The sequence below is a fragment of the Nocardia sp. NPDC058640 genome (genome assembly GCF_042716995.1).
Lineage (GTDB): Bacteria > Actinomycetota > Actinomycetes > Mycobacteriales > Mycobacteriaceae > Nocardia.
Genome location: NZ_JBHXRG010000042.1, coordinates 1 through 17,161 on the forward strand (window position 1 = coordinate 1; position 17,161 = coordinate 17,161).

At 66.1% G+C, this 17,161-nt stretch carries 17 protein-coding genes; 14 read left to right on the forward strand and 3 right to left on the reverse strand.

The annotated features are described in order from the left end of the window. Positions 1-140 precede the first annotated feature (140 nt). Complete coding sequence (locus tag ACFWU5_RS26895) at positions 141-923, reverse strand: crotonase/enoyl-CoA hydratase family protein (RefSeq protein ID WP_379269632.1); 783 nt, start codon at positions 921-923, stop codon at positions 141-143. Between the two features lie 80 nt (positions 924-1,003). Here ACFWU5_RS26895 and ACFWU5_RS26900 point away from each other — a divergent pair, with 80 nt between their 5' ends. Both ACFWU5_RS26900 and ACFWU5_RS26905 read left to right on the forward strand, forming a co-directional pair. Continuing rightward, entirely contained in the window at positions 1,004-2,647 is a 1,644-nt protein-coding gene (locus ACFWU5_RS26900) for an acyl-CoA synthetase (RefSeq protein ID WP_379269634.1), read from the forward strand. Between the two features lie 192 nt (positions 2,648-2,839). After that, complete coding sequence (locus tag ACFWU5_RS26905; protein WP_379241158.1) at positions 2,840-2,989, forward strand: hypothetical protein; 150 nt, start codon at positions 2,840-2,842, stop codon at positions 2,987-2,989. 45 nt (positions 2,990-3,034) lie between these two features. Here ACFWU5_RS26905 and ACFWU5_RS26910 read toward each other — a convergent pair whose 3' ends face one another. Continuing rightward, positions 3,035-4,147: an acyl-CoA dehydrogenase family protein gene (locus tag ACFWU5_RS26910; protein ID WP_379269636.1), complete on the reverse strand. Its 1,113-nt coding sequence runs from the start codon at positions 4,145-4,147 to the stop codon at positions 3,035-3,037. Between the two features lie 16 nt (positions 4,148-4,163). After that, positions 4,164-5,357 carry an acyl-CoA dehydrogenase family protein gene (locus ACFWU5_RS26915; RefSeq protein ID WP_379269638.1) on the reverse strand — a complete coding sequence of 398 codons (1,194 nt, stop codon included), beginning with the start codon at positions 5,355-5,357 and terminating at the stop codon, positions 4,164-4,166. Positions 5,358-5,532: 175 nt separating this feature from the next. Between ACFWU5_RS26915 and ACFWU5_RS26920 the strand changes: the two genes are divergently transcribed. The 12 genes from ACFWU5_RS26920 (at position 5,533) to ACFWU5_RS26975 (ending at position 17,131) form a co-directional block, all read left to right on the forward strand. After that, positions 5,533-5,721: a ferredoxin gene (locus ACFWU5_RS26920; RefSeq protein ID WP_379241161.1), complete on the forward strand. Its 189-nt coding sequence runs from the start codon at positions 5,533-5,535 to the stop codon at positions 5,719-5,721. Between the two features lie 43 nt (positions 5,722-5,764). Next, a complete protein-coding gene (locus ACFWU5_RS26925; protein ID WP_379269640.1) occupies positions 5,765-6,667 on the forward strand; it encodes a 3-oxoacyl-ACP reductase in 903 nt (300 codons plus the stop codon). Between the two features lie 368 nt (positions 6,668-7,035). Next, the gene (locus tag ACFWU5_RS26930; protein ID WP_379241163.1) at positions 7,036-7,800 is read left to right on the forward strand and encodes an MlaE family ABC transporter permease; all 765 of its coding nucleotides are present in this window, start codon (positions 7,036-7,038) and stop codon (positions 7,798-7,800) included. Continuing rightward, the gene (locus ACFWU5_RS26935; protein ID WP_379269642.1) at positions 7,800-8,651 is read left to right on the forward strand and encodes an MlaE family ABC transporter permease; all 852 of its coding nucleotides are present in this window, start codon (positions 7,800-7,802) and stop codon (positions 8,649-8,651) included. Before ACFWU5_RS26930 ends, ACFWU5_RS26935 begins: the two co-directional genes overlap by 1 nt. 4 nt (positions 8,652-8,655) lie before the next feature. Beyond that, positions 8,656-9,861: an MCE family protein gene (locus tag ACFWU5_RS26940; RefSeq protein ID WP_379269644.1), complete on the forward strand. Its 1,206-nt coding sequence runs from the start codon at positions 8,656-8,658 to the stop codon at positions 9,859-9,861. Beyond that, positions 9,858-10,886, forward strand: a complete 1,029-nt coding sequence (locus ACFWU5_RS26945; RefSeq protein ID WP_379269646.1) for an MCE family protein — start codon at positions 9,858-9,860, stop codon at positions 10,884-10,886. The genes ACFWU5_RS26940 and ACFWU5_RS26945 overlap by 4 nt, the downstream gene beginning before the upstream one ends. After that, entirely contained in the window at positions 10,879-11,946 is a 1,068-nt protein-coding gene (locus tag ACFWU5_RS26950) for an MCE family protein (protein WP_379269647.1), read from the forward strand. Before ACFWU5_RS26945 ends, ACFWU5_RS26950 begins: the two co-directional genes overlap by 8 nt. Next, positions 11,943-13,199: an MCE family protein gene (locus ACFWU5_RS26955; RefSeq protein ID WP_379269649.1), complete on the forward strand. Its 1,257-nt coding sequence runs from the start codon at positions 11,943-11,945 to the stop codon at positions 13,197-13,199. The genes ACFWU5_RS26950 and ACFWU5_RS26955 overlap by 4 nt, the downstream gene beginning before the upstream one ends. After that, positions 13,196-14,404: an MCE family protein gene (locus tag ACFWU5_RS26960; protein ID WP_379269651.1), complete on the forward strand. Its 1,209-nt coding sequence runs from the start codon at positions 13,196-13,198 to the stop codon at positions 14,402-14,404. Before ACFWU5_RS26955 ends, ACFWU5_RS26960 begins: the two co-directional genes overlap by 4 nt. Then, positions 14,401-15,804 carry an MCE family protein gene (locus ACFWU5_RS26965; protein ID WP_379269652.1) on the forward strand — a complete coding sequence of 468 codons (1,404 nt, stop codon included), beginning with the start codon at positions 14,401-14,403 and terminating at the stop codon, positions 15,802-15,804. The genes ACFWU5_RS26960 and ACFWU5_RS26965 overlap by 4 nt, the downstream gene beginning before the upstream one ends. Next, positions 15,801-16,649 carry a hypothetical protein gene (locus tag ACFWU5_RS26970; protein ID WP_379269654.1) on the forward strand — a complete coding sequence of 283 codons (849 nt, stop codon included), beginning with the start codon at positions 15,801-15,803 and terminating at the stop codon, positions 16,647-16,649. The genes ACFWU5_RS26965 and ACFWU5_RS26970 overlap by 4 nt, the downstream gene beginning before the upstream one ends. Next, positions 16,646-17,131, forward strand: coding sequence for a h domain protein (locus ACFWU5_RS26975; protein ID WP_379269656.1), 486 nt, complete (start codon positions 16,646-16,648; stop codon positions 17,129-17,131). Before ACFWU5_RS26970 ends, ACFWU5_RS26975 begins: the two co-directional genes overlap by 4 nt. Positions 17,132-17,161: the final 30 nt, after the last annotated feature.

Sequence of the window (17,161 nt, forward strand, 5' to 3'; positions counted from 1 at the left end):
GGCTAACTCGCGGCCGGGCCGCTACCGCCGCTGCGCGGCGGACCCTCCCTATGGGTCGGGTGTGCGGGGCTGGGAGTGCGGTAGGTGGCGGATTTATGTGCCGGTGATGGTGGGGGCTGGGGGTGCGGTCGTGGCGGGTTTTATGTGCCGGTGAAGTTGGGCTTGCGCTTTTCTGCGAAGGCTCGGGGGCCTTCCTTGGCGTCGGCTGATTTGAATACTTCGATGCCGATCTTCGCCTCGATGGGGAATGCTTCGTTCTCCGGCATGGCCTCGGTTTCGCGCAGGGTGCGCAGCATTGCCTGGACGGCGAGAGGGCCGTTGTCGGCGATCTGGGCTGCCAGGGCCATGGCCTTGTCGAGGGCGGTTCCGTCGGGGACGACGTGGCCGATCAGGCCGATTTCCTTGGCCTCGGCGGCGGTGATGTGTCGACCGGTCAGCAGCAGGTCGGCGGCCACGGTGTACGGGATCTGTCGGGCCAGGCGCACCGCGGAACCGCCGAGCGGAAACAGGCCCCAGCGGGCCTCGGACACGCCGAACTTGGCGCTTTCTCCGGCCACGCGCAGGTCGGTGCCCTGCAGGATCTCGGTGCCACCGGCGATAGCCGGGCCCTCGACCGCCGCGATCAGCGGCTTGGCCAGTCGCCGCCCTTTCAGCAGCGCGGGGAGGTAGGCCGGGTCCCAGCTGCCGGCGGAGGCGGTGTCTCCCGGATGCTGCGAGCTCATCGCCTTCAGGTCCATCCCCGCGCAGAACGCGCCACCGGCACCGGTGAGGATCGCGACGCGGATGTCGGGATCGCTGTCCACCTGATCCCAGGCGTCGCGCATGATCGCCATCATCTCCCCGGACAGGGCATTGCGCGCCTCGGGGCGGTTCATGGTGACGATGAGAACGTGGTCACGCTTCTCGACCAGACAGTGGGCCATGGGACAGATCTCCTCAACAACGTTCGGTCGCATTCGCCGAAAACCTTGTCAGAAACAGTAACACGTTCTATTTTTGACCTGTGAGCTACAACATAGCCGATCTCGTCGAACATGCCGTCGACTTGATGCCCGACCGGATCGTGCTGGTCGGCGAACATCGAGAATCGACCTACGCCGAACTGGAGGAGCGGGCCAACAAGCTGGCCCACTACCTGCTGGAACAGGGCGTTCGACCAGGCGACAAAGTCGGAATCTATTCCCGCAACACCGTCGAAGCCGTCGAGGCGATGGTGGCGATCTTCAAGGCGCGGGCGGTGATGATCAACGTCAACTTCCGCTACGTCGAGAACGAACTGCTGCACATCTTCGACAACTCCGACATGGTGGCGCTGATCCACGAGCGCCGCTACACCGACAAGGTGGCGGCCGTTCGGGACAAGGTGCCCGCGCTGAAGACGGTGATCGTCGTCGACGACGGCACCACTGCCGAAACCCCCGCAGACACCGTCGAATACGAAGCGGCACTGGCTGATTCGTCAGGCGAACGCGACTTCGAGGAACGCTCGCCCGACGACCTCTACATGCTCTATACCGGCGGCACCACCGGCCTGCCCAAGGGCGTGATGTGGCGGCACGAAGACGTCTGGCGCGTGCTGGGCGCCGGCATCAACTTCGTCACCGGTGAATACACCAAGGATGAATGGGAGCTGGCCAAGATCGGCGCGGCCAACCCGCAGATGGTGCGCTTCCCGATCCCGCCGATGATCCACGGCGGCTCCCAGTGGGCCACCTTCCACAGCCTGTTCGGCGGCGGCAAGGCCGTGATGATCCCCGAGTTCAGCGGACACAAGGTGTGGCAGGCCGTGGACAAGCACGGCGTCAACCTGATCTTCATCACCGGCGACGCGATGGCCCGACCGATGCTCGACGCCCTGGCCGAAGGCAACCCGGAAACCGGTGAGCCCTACGACCTTTCGACCCTGTACGTGCTCGCCAGCAGCGCCGCCCTGTTCTCGCCCGCGCTCAAGGACAAGTTCCTCGAGGTGCTGCCCAACCGGATGATCTCCGACTCCATCGGCTCCTCCGAAACCGGCTTCGGCGGCCTGTCCCTGGTCTCCAAGGGCGCCAACCACACCGGCGGCCCCCGGGTGAAGATCGACGCCGCCACTCAGGTGCTCGACGAGGAAGGCAATCCGGTCGCGCCGGGCTCCGGCGTCGTCGGCCTGCTCGCCCGCAGCGGACACATCCCGCTGGGCTACTACAAGGACGAGGTCAAGTCCGCGGCAACGTTCAAGGAGTTCAACGGGATTCGCTTCGCCATCCCCGGCGACTACGCCCGCGTCGAGGAAGACGGCTCGGTCACCATGCTCGGCCGCGGCTCGGTGAGCATCAACAGCGGCGGCGAGAAGATCTACCCCGAAGAGGTAGAAGGCGCCCTCAAAGCCCACCCCGACGTCTTCGACGCGCTGGTAGTCGGCGTAGACGACGAACGCTGGGGCCAACGAGTCTGCGCGGTCATCCAATGTCGCAGCGAAAACCGCCCCACCCTGGCCGATTTGAAGCCGGTCCTCGCCGGCGAGATCGCGTCCTACAAACAACCACGCAGCCTGTGGTTCGTCGACGAGATCAAGCGCTCCCCGGCAGGCAAACCGGACTACCGCTGGGCCAAGTCCCAAACCGACGAGCGCCCCGCCGACGAACACGCCGAAGCAGGTTCGGCCTAGCCCCACGATCAAGATCACCAGGCTCTGGTGGTTTTTCCTACTCGGCCGATGTTTGCGCCATAGCCTGGTGATCACTCGTCCAACACGTCACCCCGTCCGGCAGCGTCGCCGAGCGGGGTGTTCGGCGTCAACGGCAACCGGTTCGGCTACGACTTCATCGACGTAGTCGGATCTCGGCGATATCGTTGATACGTGGAGCAGCCTGCGGAAACAGCAGTCAGCGAGCGTGACCGTCGGTTCGATGAGGCGGCCACCGATGTGCTGCGAATCAGCGAAGAGTTGAGTCAGCGACTGGCGCGGGATTCTGGTGACACTGTGATCGGCAGCGACGACGAGGGTTAGGCCCGTACGGAGTTTGTCCGTACGGGCCTGCGTTAGGGTTTGGGGCTAGCTCGCGAGTTCTGCGCCCAGGGCCAGGAGGTGGGGAGTTGCGCCGCCCAAGGCGAATTCTTGGTGTTTGGCGGCGGTGAAGTAGTTGTGGAGGGTGTGGTCTCGGTCTATGCCTAGGCCGCCGTGGATGTGGACGGCGGTGTGGGCGACCTGGTGGCCTGCTTCGGCGGCCCAGAATTTGGCTATGTGGATGGACTCGGTGGCGGGGAGGTTTTCGGAGACTCGCCAGGCTGCCTGGGTGACCGTCAGGCGGAGGCCGCCGATTTCTATGTAGGCGTCGGCTAGGCGTTGGGCTACTGCTTGGAAGGCACCGAGGGGTTTGCCGAATTGTTCGCGGGTGCGGGTGTGTTCGGCGGTGAGGTCGAGGGCTTGTTCGAGGGTGCCGAGTTGGAGGGCGGACAGGCCCAGCCAGGCTTGTTCGCGGAGCCAGGGGAGGATGTCGGCGTCGAGGGTGCCGACCAATTCGGCTGGGGTGTCGGTGAATTCGACGAGGAATTCGGGGCTCAGGTCGACGACCTGCTGGGCGGTGCGGGTGACCGACGTGTGGGTGGGATCGACCAGGAAGATCGCTGTGCTGCCGGAAACGGTGGCGGGCACCAGGATTCGTGCGGCTCGGTCGGCGTAGGGGACGGTCGTCGCGCTACCCGTCAGCGTGAATGCGCCGCGCTGCGAGTCGGCGTTGTCGGCCGTGTCCCGAGCGAGGATGCCGGGTGCGTCGGTGGTGGCGCGTAGTTCCTCGGCGAGTGCGGCGGTGAGCACGATCTCGCCGGTGCCTGCTCGCGCCGCCAGCTGCTGCTGCGACGCGTCACCGAACTTCGCCAGTGCGCCCGCGCCGAGGACGATCGACCACAGGTAGGGCACCGCGGCGACGACGTGGCCGAGTTCGCGCAAGATCGCGGTTTGTTCGAGGGCGCCGAAGTCGCTGCCGCCCAGCGCTTCTGGGAGGGCAGCCGCGAGGATGCCGGTTTCGGCCAGGGCCTTCCACAGCGGTTCGTCGAAGCGACCGGGGACGTCCAGTTCGCGGAGGCGATCGGCGGTGACGAGCTTGGCGCAGATTTCGCCGGTCAGGCGGGCGAGGTCGGTTTGGGCCTCGGTGGGAGTGAAATCCATGGGGGGATACCGGCTTTCAGCGGGCGGAGGCGGGCTGGCGGAGGGCGGTCATGGCGATGATGTCGCGTTGGACCTCGTTGGTGCCGCCGCCGAAGGTGAGGATCAGTGCGGCGCGGTGCATGCGCTCGAGTCGGCCGAGCAGCACGGCGCCGGGGGAGTCCTGGCGTAGGTAGGCGTGCGGGCCGACGACTTCCATCAGCAGGCGGTAGGCCTCGGTGGCGAGTTCGGTGCCGTAGACCTTGCACGCGGAGGCGTCCCACGGTTTCGGCGCGGCTTCACCGCCCTGGTCGGCGCGACTGGCGATTTCCCAGTTCAGGAGCTTGAGGTACTCGACTTTGGCGTGCACGCGGGCCAGGTTCAGCCGCACCCACTCCTGGTCGATCAGGCGCTTGCCATCAGGCCCGGTCACAGAGCGAGCCCACTCCACCGTCTGCCCCACCGCCAGCGACAGCGGCCCGGCCGAGGTCAGCGCGACGCGTTCATGATTGAGCTGGTTGGTGATCAGCGACCAACCGCCGTTTTCCGGCCCGACCAGCGACGACGCGGGCACCCGCACATCCTGGTAATAGGTGGCGCTCGTGTCGGGCCCGGCCATCGTGTGCACCGGCGTCCACGAGAACCCCTCGGCATCGGTGGGCACGATGAGCATGCTGATGCCCTTGTGCTTCTTGGCATTCGGATCCGTGCGCACCGCCAACCAGATGTAGTCGGCGTAGGCGATCAGGCTGGTCCACATCTTCTGACCGTTGATCACATAGTCGTCGCCATCGCGCACCGCCGAAGTACGCAGTGCCGCAAGGTCGGTGCCCGCGCCCGGCTCGGAATAGCCGATGGCGAAGTGCAATTCACCGGCGGCGATCTTCGGCAGGAAGAACTTCTTCTGCTCCTCGGAGCCGTACTGCATGATGGTCGGCGCCACGGAGTTCAGCGTGAGGAACGGGACGGGCGCGCCCGCGATGGCCGCCTCCTCGACGAAGATCAGCTGGTCCATCGTCGTACGGTCTTGTCCGCCATACTCTTTCGGCCAGCTCAGCGTGAGCCACCCGTCGCGCCCCATGTCGCGCACCACATCGCGATACACCGTGCCCGCACCGTATTCGCCGGTCTGCATGCTCAGCGCCGCGCGCCGCTCCGGTGTCATCAGCCCGGCGAAGTATTCGCGCAGCTGCGCGCGCAAAGCTTCCTGTTGCGGCGTATACGCGACGCGCATGCTTCCTACCTCCTGGAAAGGGACGGCGGGGCGCAGGGAATGAGCCCCGCCGAAACCGATCATTGCACACCAACTGGAACATGTTCCAGTATTGGTACTCATCGGGCTCCGGTTCCGCCGCGCGGACCGGGCCTGCTGGGTTAGTGTCGCCAGGACCGTGTGGAAGGAAGTTCTCATGAAGATCATCGTCGATTTCGACCGTTGCGAAGCCAACGGCGTGTGCGTCGGAATCGCCCCTGACATGTTCGAACTCGACGACGACGATCAGTTGACCGTCCTCGAGGGCGATGTCGCACCCGATCGCCTCGCCGAGGCGGAGGAAGCGGTGTCGCAGTGCCCCAAGGCGGCGCTGAGGTTGGCGTGATTGCCTCTTGTCCGATGGTGGAACACGTTCTAGAGTCCGCTGCATGAGTGTGACGCAGATTTCACTGGACGGCCGGGTCGCCATCGTGACCGGCGCGGGTGCGGGCCTGGGCCGTGCCGAAGCGCTGGCGCTGGCCGCGGCGGGCGCGGCGGTGGTGGTCAACGACCTCACCGAGGACGCGGCCGCGGAAACCATCGCCGCGATTCGCGAGCTCGGCGGCAAGGCGGAATTCGTCGGCGGCTCCATCGCCGAACGCGCCACCGCCGACGCGCTCATCGCCACCGCGCAGGAATCGCTGGGTGGCCTCGACATCGTGGTCAACAATGCGGGCATCACGCGAGATCGCATGCTGTTCAACATGTCCGACGAGGACTGGGACGCGGTGATCGCGGTGCACCTGCGCGGACACTTCCTGCTCTCGCGCAATGCCGGTGCCTACTGGCGCGCGAAGTCCAAGGCCGCGGGCGAACCCGTCTACGGCCGCTTGATCAATACCTCATCGGAGGCAGGGCTTCTCGGTCCTGAAGGCCAGGCGAACTACGGTGCGGCGAAGGCGGGCATCACCGCTCTCACGCTCACCGCCGCGCGGGGATTACAGCGATATGGCGTGCGCGCCAACGCAATCTGCCCGCGCGCCAGGACTGCCATGACCGAGTCCGTCTTCGCTGAAGCCCCCGAGGGCGCCGTCGATCCGCTGGCTCCCGAGCATGTCGCCAAGCTCGTCGCCTACCTGGCGTCGCCGGCCGCGGACGCGGTCAACGGTCAGGTGTTCGTCGTCTACGGCCCGATGGTGGCGCTGATGGCCGCGCCGACCGTCGAGCAGCGTTTCGATGCTGCCGGCGACGAGTGGTCCGAGACCGATCTCGCCGCCACGATCGGTGGCTATTTCGCAGACCGTCCCGCCGACCACACCTTCTCCGCGCGCGCCCTGCGCGATCTGGGCTGACCTGCCCGTGGCCTCGGTCGGACCTGCCTACGGGCTCGGTCCGACCGGCCCATGGGTGGTTTGCCCGAAGTTGGCCCGCTAGCTGCGAGCAAGCACCGGTCTACGCCGATCTGTTGAACGCCGGTCCAGGTATTGGTAGACATGATCGTCGGGGTGTGTGGCGCCTCACAGGAGGGCGGCGGATGTTGATAAGTATCCGTTTCAGTTTGAACGGCGAACTACCAGAAAAACTCCTGGTCTAAGTCTTCGGATATAGCAGACATTACCGGGAACGTGTTCTAGTCTTTGGACAGTCTTCAGATCGGGGTGGCGGTGGAGTACGGATACGCGGACCAATCGGGCCGCCCGTCGAACGAGGAGGATTCGGTATGAACAACCTCCTTGCTGTCCCGTTGCGGGCGGTCGGCGGATTCTTCGAACTCGGCGCGGAAGTGGCTCGCGCCGCGGTCCGCAGGCCGTTCCAATGGCGCGAATTCGTCGACCAGTCCTGGTTCGTGGCCCGCGTATCGATCGTGCCCACGCTGCTGGTGGCCATCCCGTTCACCGTGCTGGTGGTGTTCACCCTCAACATCTTGTTGCGCGAAATCGGCGCCGCCGACCTCAGTGGCGCGGCGGCCGCGTTCGGCGCCGTCACGCAGGTCGGCCCGATCGTCACGGTGCTGATCGTGGCGGGCGCCGGGGCTACCGCCATCTGCGCCGACCTGGGCGCACGCACGATTCGCGAAGAGATCGACGCGATGAAAGTCCTCGGCATCGACCCGGTCAGCCGACTGGTCGTGCCGCGGGTGCTGGCCTCGATGTTCGTGGCGCTGATGCTCAACAGCCTGGTGTGCACGATCGGCATCGGCGGCGGGTTCGTGTTCTCGGTGTTTCTGCAGGGGGTGAATCCGGGCGCGTTCGTCAACGGGATTCCGCTGCTGACGAGCTTCTCCGAACTGATCATCTCCGAAATCAAGGCCGGCCTGTTCGGGCTGATCGCCGGAATGGTCGCCTGTTATCTGGGCCTGCAGGTCAAAGGCGGGCCCAAGAGCGTCGGTGACGCGGTGAACCAAACGGTGGTATTCGCGTTCATGGCGCTGTTCGTGGTGAATGTCGTGGTCACCGCGATCGGCCTGAAATTCACGGTGCGGTGATGGCGTTCATAGTTCGCAGCAAGTTCCCGCGCACGGTCCGCCGTTTCGATCGACTGTCGAAATCGACCGACTCCCTTGGTAATCAGGCCATCTTCTATGTGAAGGCCCTGGCGTCGGTGCCGCGCGCGCTGATCCACTACCGCACCGAGACCATCCGGCTGATCGCCGAGATCAGCATGGGCAGCGGCGCGCTGGCCGTGATCGGCGGCACCGTGGTGATCGTCGGATTCCTCACGCTCATGGCCGGCGGCACCATCGCCGTGCAGGGGTACAGCTCGCTGGGCAATATCGGCGTCGAGGCGCTGACCGGGTTCTTCGCCGCGATGATCAACGTGCGCATCGCCGCACCGGTGATCTCCGGCATCGGCCTGGCCGCCACCATCGGCGCCGGCGCCACCGCCCAACTGGGTGCGATGCGGGTGGCCGAGGAGATCGACGCACTGGAATCGATGGCGATCCGGCCGGTGCCGTTCCTGGTCGGCACCAGGGTGCTGGCGGGCATGATCGCGATCGTGCCGCTGTATGCCCTGGCGGTGATCGCGTCGTTCATCGCCAGCCGCTTCGCGACCGTGGTGATCTACGGCCAGTCCGCCGGCGTCTACGACCACTACTTCTCCACGTTCCTCATCCCCAGCGACATCCTGTGGTCGTTCGCGCAGGCCATTGTGATGGCGCTGGCGGTGATGCTGATCCACACCTACTACGGCTTCCACGCCGCGGGCGGACCGGTCGGCGTCGGGATCGCGGTGGGCAACGCGGTGCGGTCCTCGCTGATCGCGGTGGTCACGGTGACACTGCTGATCTCGCTGGCCATCTACGGCACCTCCGGCAACTTCCACCTCTCGGGATAGCGGGATGAACTCTTCACGGATCATTACCGCCTTGCAGGGCGGGCTCGGGCGCAAGCTCGCCGCGCTGACGATGGTCGGGCTGCTCGTCGGGGGCGCGGTGTTCGCGCTCGCGCTGTTCCAGGGCGCGTTCACCACCACCGCGCAGGTGCTGGTGCAGGCCCCGCGGTCGGGGCTGGTTCTCGACCCCGATGCCAAGGTGAAGGTGCGCGGGGTCGAGATCGGCCGGGTCGCGGACATCAACTGGCGCGACGACAGTGCGCAGTTGGTGCTCGAGGTGGACCCCGAGCAGTTGAAGCTGGTGCCCGCCAACGCCGGTGTGGATATTCGCTCGACCACGGTGTTCGGTGCCAAGTATGTGAACTTCGTTGTCCCGCAACAGCCTTCGTCCGGATCGTTGAAGCCGGGTGCGACGGTGGCGGCCACTGCTGTGACGGTGGAGTTCAATACGTTGTTCCAGCATATGTCCGATGTGTTGGCTCAGGTGGAGCCGGAGAAGCTCAACGCGACGTTGACTGCTTTGGGTACTGCCCTGCAGGGGCGCGGGGACAAGTTCGGCGATCTGCTGGTTCGCTCGGATCGGTACCTGCGGGAGATCAACCCGTATCTGCCTACGCTGCAACAGGATCTGGACAAGACGGGGCAGGTGACCGACATCTACGCCGATGCGTCCGGGGCGTTGTTGCGCACGGTGGACAACGCGACGGTGACCTCGAATACGTTGTCGGAGTTGCAAGCTCAGCTCGATGACGTGTTGGTGAATGTGATCGGACTGTCCGACACCACCGGTTCGGTGTTGCGGGAGAACGAATCCAACCTCGTCACCGCCTTGGACCTGCTGCGCCCCACGACCGGCCTGCTGTTCGAATACGCGCCGGCGCTGAGCTGCATCATCGACGGTCTCGGCCCGATCATGCCGTTGGCCGAGGATGTCTTCGGCGGCATCCTGCCCGGCGTCGGCATGAACGCCTCGCTCATGCCCGGCTCCAAGCCCTACACCTACCCCAAGGACCTGCCCAAGGTGAACGCTACCGGCGGACCGCACTGTGAAGGCGTGGTGACCCGGGCGGCGGACAGCCACTCGAACTATGTGGTGACCGATACCAGCGAGGGCGGCCCGTACACGCCGAGCACCGAGCCGCTCGGCTTGAACGACAGGGCACCAAAGATTTTCCAGCTGTTGCTGGAAGGGCTGCCGGGAGTGACACGGTGAGAAACACGGCGACCACGGTCAAGCTCGCGATCTTCACCGTGGTGATGACGCTGGTGTTCGCCGGCTTGGCGATCGTGCTGAGTCAGGCACGGTTCTCCAGCGAGAACGGGTACAAGGCGGTGTTCACCAACTCCTCCGGCATGCTGCCGGGGTCGAAGGTGCGGATCGCCGGTGTGCCGGTCGGCTCGGTGACCTCGGTGGAGATCGGCGACGACGATCTCGCGCATGTCGAGTTCGACGTGGACACCAAGTACTCGGTGTTGTCGAGCACCCGGCTGGCGATCAAATACGAAAACCTCGTCGGGGACAGGTATTTGGAGCTGAAGGAAGGCCCTGGCTCGCCCCGCGCGCTGCCCGACGGCGCCACCATCGGCAAGGAGCAGACCACTCCCGCGCTGGACCTGGACCTGTTGCTCGGCGGTTTCAAGCCGCTGCTGCGCGGCCTGGATCCGGGCCAGGTCAACGACCTCACCTCGGCGCTGCTGCAGATATTCCAGGGCCAGGGCGGCACGCTGGTCTCGCTGCTCAACAGTGGCGGCAGCTTCTCCAAGACCCTCGCCGACCGTGACGCCCTGATCGGCAGCGTGATCGACAACCTGAACACGGTGCTGGCCACCATCGACGACCGCGATCAGCAGTTCACCACCACGATCGACGAACTGCAGCGGCTGGTCAGCGGCTTGGCCGCCGAACGCGACCCGGTCGGCGCGGCACTGCCCCGAATCGCCGGTGCGACAAAGGAACTCAACGACCTGCTGACCACGGCCCGACCCGACCTGCGCAACACCATCGAGCAGACCGGCAGGTTGGCCACCAACCTCGACAACGGTTCCGAGCACCTGGAATGGGTGCTCGAGAAGCTGCCGCAGACCTACAAGCAACTCGTCCGCGTCGGCGCCTACGGATCGTTTCTGCAGCTCTACATCTGCGGCACCAACCTGGTCGTCGACGGCCCGAACGGCCAGCCGATGGAAGTGCACATGCCGGGCCTGCAGGCGACCGGAAGGTGTACGCCCAATGAGTGAGAAGAAGTCGTCGGCCGTGACCATCGGCATCGTCGGCATCGTGCTGGTGGTGACGATCTCGCTGGCCACCCTGCAGTACACCAAGCTGCCGTTCATCCGCTCCGGCGCGACCTTCACCGCGTTCTTCGTCGACGCGGGCGGGCTGGTGCCGGGCGACCCGGTGCACGTGGCCGGGGTGCGTTCCGGCGAAGTCGACCAGGTGTCGCTCGACGGTCCGAAAGTGCTGGTGAAATTCACCCTCGACGAGTCGATCGTGTTGGGCCAGAAGAGTTCCGCGGCCATCAAGACCAACACGGTGCTCGGTCGCAAGTCGCTGGACGTGGTGCCCACCGGTCCGGGCGCCCTGCGCACCGCCGACACCATCCCGCTCGATCGCACCACCTCGCCGTACTCGCTCAACGAGGCACTGTCCGACCTCGGCGCGACCGTGCGCGATCTCGACATGGGCCAGGTCGACCAGACCCTGGACGCGCTGTCGGCCGCCTTCGCCGATACGCCGGGCCCGCTGCGCACCGCTCTCGACGGCGTCACGGCACTGTCGCGCAGCATCAATACCCGCGATCAGGCGCTGACCGATCTGCTGGGCCGCGCCCAGAACGTCACCAGCATCCTGGCCGATCGCAGCACCCAACTCAACGCGCTGCTGCTGGACGGCAACAACCTGCTCGGCGAACTCGACAACCGCCGCGCCGCCATCAACCAGCTCATCGTCTACGTCGACTCGGTCGCCAAGCAGCTGTCCGGGCTGGTCGCCGACAACGAGGCGCAGATGAAACCGACACTGGACCGGCTCAATTCGGTGCTCGCGCTGCTGCAGCGCAACAAGCAGAACCTGTCCGAAGCGCTCGACGGCATCGGCCCCTACGCCTCGGCGCTGGGCGAGCAGGTCGGCAACGGCCCGTGGTTCAACGCCTACGTGGTGAACGCGACCAGCACCGAGCTGCGGCCGCTGGTGGACGCCCTGGTCTGGCCCGAGCACCTGCCGCAGGACCTGATCGACATCTTCACGCACCCGAGGACGCCGAGCATCCAGCCGACCGAGGAGGATCCGCCGCGATGAGCATGTCATCGACAGTGCGCGGCGTACCGCGTTGGACCCTGGCCGTTGCCGCGGTGGTGATCGTCGCGCTCGTCGCGGTCGCGGTCTACATCAGTCTCGGCATCGGCAAGACCAAGATCACCGCCGCTTTCCCCACCACCACCGGCCTGTACGCCGGCGACGAGGTGCGGATGCTCGGGGTGCGGATCGGCACGATCGACGCGATCGAACCGGGGCAGGGTCGGGTGCAGGTGCGGATGACCGTCGACCGCGGCATCGACCTGCCCGCCGACGCGCGCGCCGTGCTCATCGCGCCGTCGCTGGTGTCGGCCCGGTTCATTCAACTGGCGCCCGCTTACTCCGGTGGGCCGAAAATGGTTGATGGAGCGCAGATTCCGATCGAGCGCACCGCCGTGCCGGTGGAGTGGGACGACATCAAGGCTGAATTGTCCAATCTCGCAACAGCTCTCGGCCCGGTCGGTGACGACCCGCAGGGGTCTTTCGGTCGCTTCGTCGATACCGCCGCGAACAACCTCGACGGCAACGGCCAGAAGTTCCGTGACACCCTGCGCGAACTGTCGGCGACGCTGAACACGTTGTCCGACGGGCGAACCGACCTCTTCGGCACCATCCGCAACCTGCAGAAGTTCGTCGAGGTGATCTCGGCGAGCAACGAGCAGATCGTGCAGTTCGGCGGGCGCCTCGCGTCGGTGGCCTCGGTACTGGCCGGTGCGTCGGAAGAACTGGGCGCGGGACTGGATAGCCTGGACGTGGCGCTGGCCGATGTGAAGCGCTTCCTCGAAGGCAGCGGCGCCGAGCTCACCGACGGTGTCGAGCGGCTCGCCGATGTCACCCAGACGCTGGTCGACAAGCGGCCGGAGATCGAACGCCTGCTGCACTCCGCGCCCACCGCGCTGGTGAACTTCTACCAGATCTACAAGCCGGCCCAGGGATCGCTGAGTGGCTCTGTGTCGCTGAACAATACGTCCAGCCCGCTGACCTTCCTCTGCGGTTCCATCCGCGCGCTCGAGCACAACGACTCGGACCGGTCGGCGGATCTGTGCGCGGAATTCATCGCCCCGGTGATCAGTTCGCTGGCGATGAACTACGCGCCGCTCATGATCAACCCGGTCGGTGGCGCGCAGGCCCTGCCCGGCCAGTTGACCTACAGCCCACCGAGTTTGGCCGCAGAGGCACCGCCCGCGCAGGCGACGGCTCCGATCACCGTTCCGAACGGGCTTGCCGGACTTGCGGTTCCAGGAGGACAGCGGTGAAGCGGATAATCTCCGGGCTGGCAGTGGGCGTCGCGGTGACGCTCGGCGCGACCGGCTGTCAGTGGGACGGGCTGAACTCGCTGCCCATGCCCGGCTCCGAGGGCAGCGGACCCGGTTCGTACACCGTGCGCATCCAGATGCCCAATGTCACTACGCTGACCCGCAATTCGCCGGTGCGCGTGGACGACGTCGAGGTCGGCAATGTCACCGGGATCGACGTCGAGGGCTGGCACGCGCTGGTCACGGTGTCGCTGAATCCCGAGGTGAAGCTGCCCGCCAACGCGATCGCGAAGATCGGGCAGACCAGCCTGCTCGGCAGCAATCACGTCGAACTGTCCGCGCCTACCAACACGCCCGCGCAGGGGCAGCTGCGAAACAACGACGTGATCCCGCTCGAGCGCGCCGGCGCCTTCCCGACCACCGAGCAGGTGCTGTCGTCGCTGTCGGTCGTGCTCAACGGCGGCGGTATCGCCCAGCTCGAGACCATCACCAGGGAGATGAACGCGGCGCTCAACGGCCGCGAGGCCGAGATCGCCGACCTGCTGCCGCAGCTCAACGAGCTGACCACCGGCCTGGACAAGCAGACCGGCAACATCATCGCCGCGATGGAAGGCCTGGACCGGCTGGCAGGCAACCTCGCCGACCAGAAACACGTGCTGGCCCGCGCGATCGACGAGATCCACCCCGCGCTGACCGCGCTCGCCGACCGCACGGCCAACATCACCAGGGCGGTCACCGCGCTGGGTGAACTCAGCGATGTCACCGAGCGGATCATTCAGACCAGCGGCGACGATCTGAAGGCCAACCTGGCCAGCCTGGGCCCGGTGCTGGAGACCCTGGCCAACACCGGCACCAACCTCATCGACGCGATGGGCATCATCCCCTCCTTCCCGTTCCCGATCAAGAACATCGGCAACGCGATCAAGGGCGACTACCTCAACCTCTACATCACCTTCGACCTGACCGGAAAGCGCTTGGACAGCAACTGGCTCACCGGCACGCCGCTCGGCGGTCGCTTCGGTGGTGTCGAGGGTGTGCTCGGCAGTTTCGCGCCGACGACGGCGACCGACGCGGGCGATCCGACCAAGCTCCCGCCCGCACCGGCACCGGCACCGGCATTGCCGGGGCTCCCGTCGATCCCCGGCTTGCCCGCCATCCCCGGAATCACCGTGCCGCTGCCAGGCCAGGAAGGGGCGGGACAATGACACTGACCAGGTTCGTCCACGTTCAGCTCGCGGTCTTCGCGGTACTCACCGTGATCGGTTTGGTCGTGATGGGCGGGACATACATCCAGCTCCCCGCGATGTTCGGGATCGGGCGCTACGGCGTGACGGTCCAGCTCGCCGCCACCGGCGGGCTGTATCCGACCGCCAATGTGTCCTACCGCGGCACCAATATCGGCAAGGTCGAAGCGGTGCGGCTGACCTCGGCGGGGGTCGAGGCGGATCTGTCGATCGACAGCGATTACAAGGTGCCGTCGGACTCGACCGCCTGGGTCCGCAGTGTTTCCGCGATCGGCGAGCAGTACGTCGACCTGGTGCCCGAGGCCGACGCGGGCTCCGGTGAACTGCGCGACGGTTCGGTGATCCCGGTCCAACGCACCAAGCTGCCCCAGGATGTCGGGTCGCTGCTCGATCAAACCGACAAGCTGCTGTCGACCGTGGCCGATACCCGGCTGCGTCAAGTGATCGACGAGGCCTTCAAGGCGTTCAACGGTGCGGGCCCGGACCTGCAGCGGTTCATCGACTCGGCGGCGCTGCTGGTGCAGCAGGCCGAAACCGATGTGGAACCGACGAAGAAGCTGCTCGATCAGATCGGCCCGCTGCTGGACACGCAGATCCAGTCCGATGCCAACATCCGTTCCTGGACAACGGATCTCGCGATCGTCACCGATCAACTCCGTGAACACGATCCGTCGTTGCGAAACCTGTTGCACAACAGCCCTTCCGCGATGCAGAAGGTCACCGACCAATTCCAGAGCCTGCGCCCGACCTTGCCGCTGCTGGCGGGCAACCTGGTCAGCGTCGGACAGGTCGGAGTGACGTATCACGCTGGACTGGAACAACTTCTGGTGGTCTTCCCGCCGTTGATCGCGGCCTTGCGCACGGTCCTGCGCGGACCGACCAAGTACGGCGCGATGGTCGACTTCATGACCGTGGTGCACGACCCGCCCGCCTGCACCACCGGCTTCCTGCCCCCCGACCAATGGCGTGAGCCGAGCAACTTCGCCCCGATCGACACGCCAGAAGGGTTGTACTGCAAGGTAGCTCAGGATTCTCCGATCGAAGTGCGCGGTATTCGCAACTCGCCGTGCATGGAGTACCCCGGCGTCCGGGCGCCCACCCCCGAACTGTGCCGAACCGGGTACGTGCCCCAGGGCACCAACCCGCCGTTCGGCGCGCCGCAGCCGGTAGCCCCGGCCTCGGCACCGATCGGCGCGCAAACAGGCGGGGCCACCCCCGCCGCCGCGCGCCCCTATGATCCGTCCACCGGTACCTATCTGGGCACGGACGGACGCACATACCGCCAAGGTGATATCGCCGCCGATGGGTCGGGCACGGTGCCCGCCAGTTGGCAGGCGATGTTGGAGGAGCAGCAGAGATGAGTGACAACAGCAACCGGCGTCCGCGTCGGCGCGCAGCACGGTCGGCGGGTCCGCCGGTGGGGGATGTGACGGGTGTGGAGGTGGCGGTCGATGAGTCGTCCACGGCTGCAACTGAACTGGTGAAGTCCGATGTGACGGTGAAGGGTGAGGTGGTGGCTGTCGGTCCTGCGAAGGACGATGGGCCGGCTGCGGCTGGTCCAGCGACGGACGATGTGGCAGCTGCGAGTCAGCCGGCGAAGGACGATGGGTCGGCTGCTGTCGGTCTGGCGAAAGACGTCGATGCGACTGTCGTGGAGCTGACAAAGTCCGAGGATGCGGACGAGGAGTCCGACGACCTCGACGAAGAAGACGCGAAGCTGACGAAGCTGGGGCAGATCATCGGGCTCGCCGCCGCCGCGGTGCTGGTGTTGGCCCTGGTCGTCGGGGCAACATTCACCGCGTTGGCCGCCCGCTCGGCCGGTCAGGACGAGGACCTGCGCGCCCAGTACACCCAGACCGCCCGTCAGGCCGTGATCAACCTGACCACCATTCGCGCCGACTCCGCCAAGGAGGACATCGACCGGATCCTGTCGGTCGCCTCGGGGGAGTTCAAGACCGAGTTCGACGGTCGGGTGGATCCGTTCATGGATGTGGTGAAGCAGGCGAAGGTGGTGTCCAGCGGCGAGGTCGTGGAGTCGGGGATCGAGTCCGTCGACGAGAACTCGGCGAAGGTGCTCGTTGCCGCGAAGCAGATGGTGAGCAACACCGGGTCGGCCGAACCGCAGGCGCGGCAGTACCGATTCCGGATCACGGTGTCGAAGGGCGATGCCGGAATGACCGTGTCGAAAGTGGAGTTCGTGGGATGAGCAATCGACTGAGAGTTGTGTTCGGTGTGCTCGCGGCGGCGGGGTTGGTCGCGGCTGTGGTGTTGGGCGTGAGTGGGTTTCGGCTGTGGGAGCAGAGCAAGGTCGAACAGGCGCGCACGGACGCGATGAGCACCGCCGGGCGCACGGTGAGCGCGATGTTCACCTACGAACCCGCCACCGTCGACACCGAATTGCCCAGGGCGGCAGACAATCTCACCGCGGAGTTTCGCACCGAGTATTTGAAGCTGATCGAGCAGGCCATCGCACCGGGCGCCAAGGAAAAGCAGCTCACCGTCAAGGCCACGACCCAGGCGGAGGGCGTGGTGTCGGCCGAGCCGGAGCACGCGGTGGTGCTGCTGTACCTGAACCAGCTGACCACCAGCAAGGACTCCCCGCAGGGCGCCACCTCGGGCAGCCGGGTCCGGGTGACCCTGGACAAGACCGACAACCGCTGGTTGGTTGCCCAGGTCACCCCGATCTGACCGCCTGGTGATCAATCGTCCAGGGTGCGG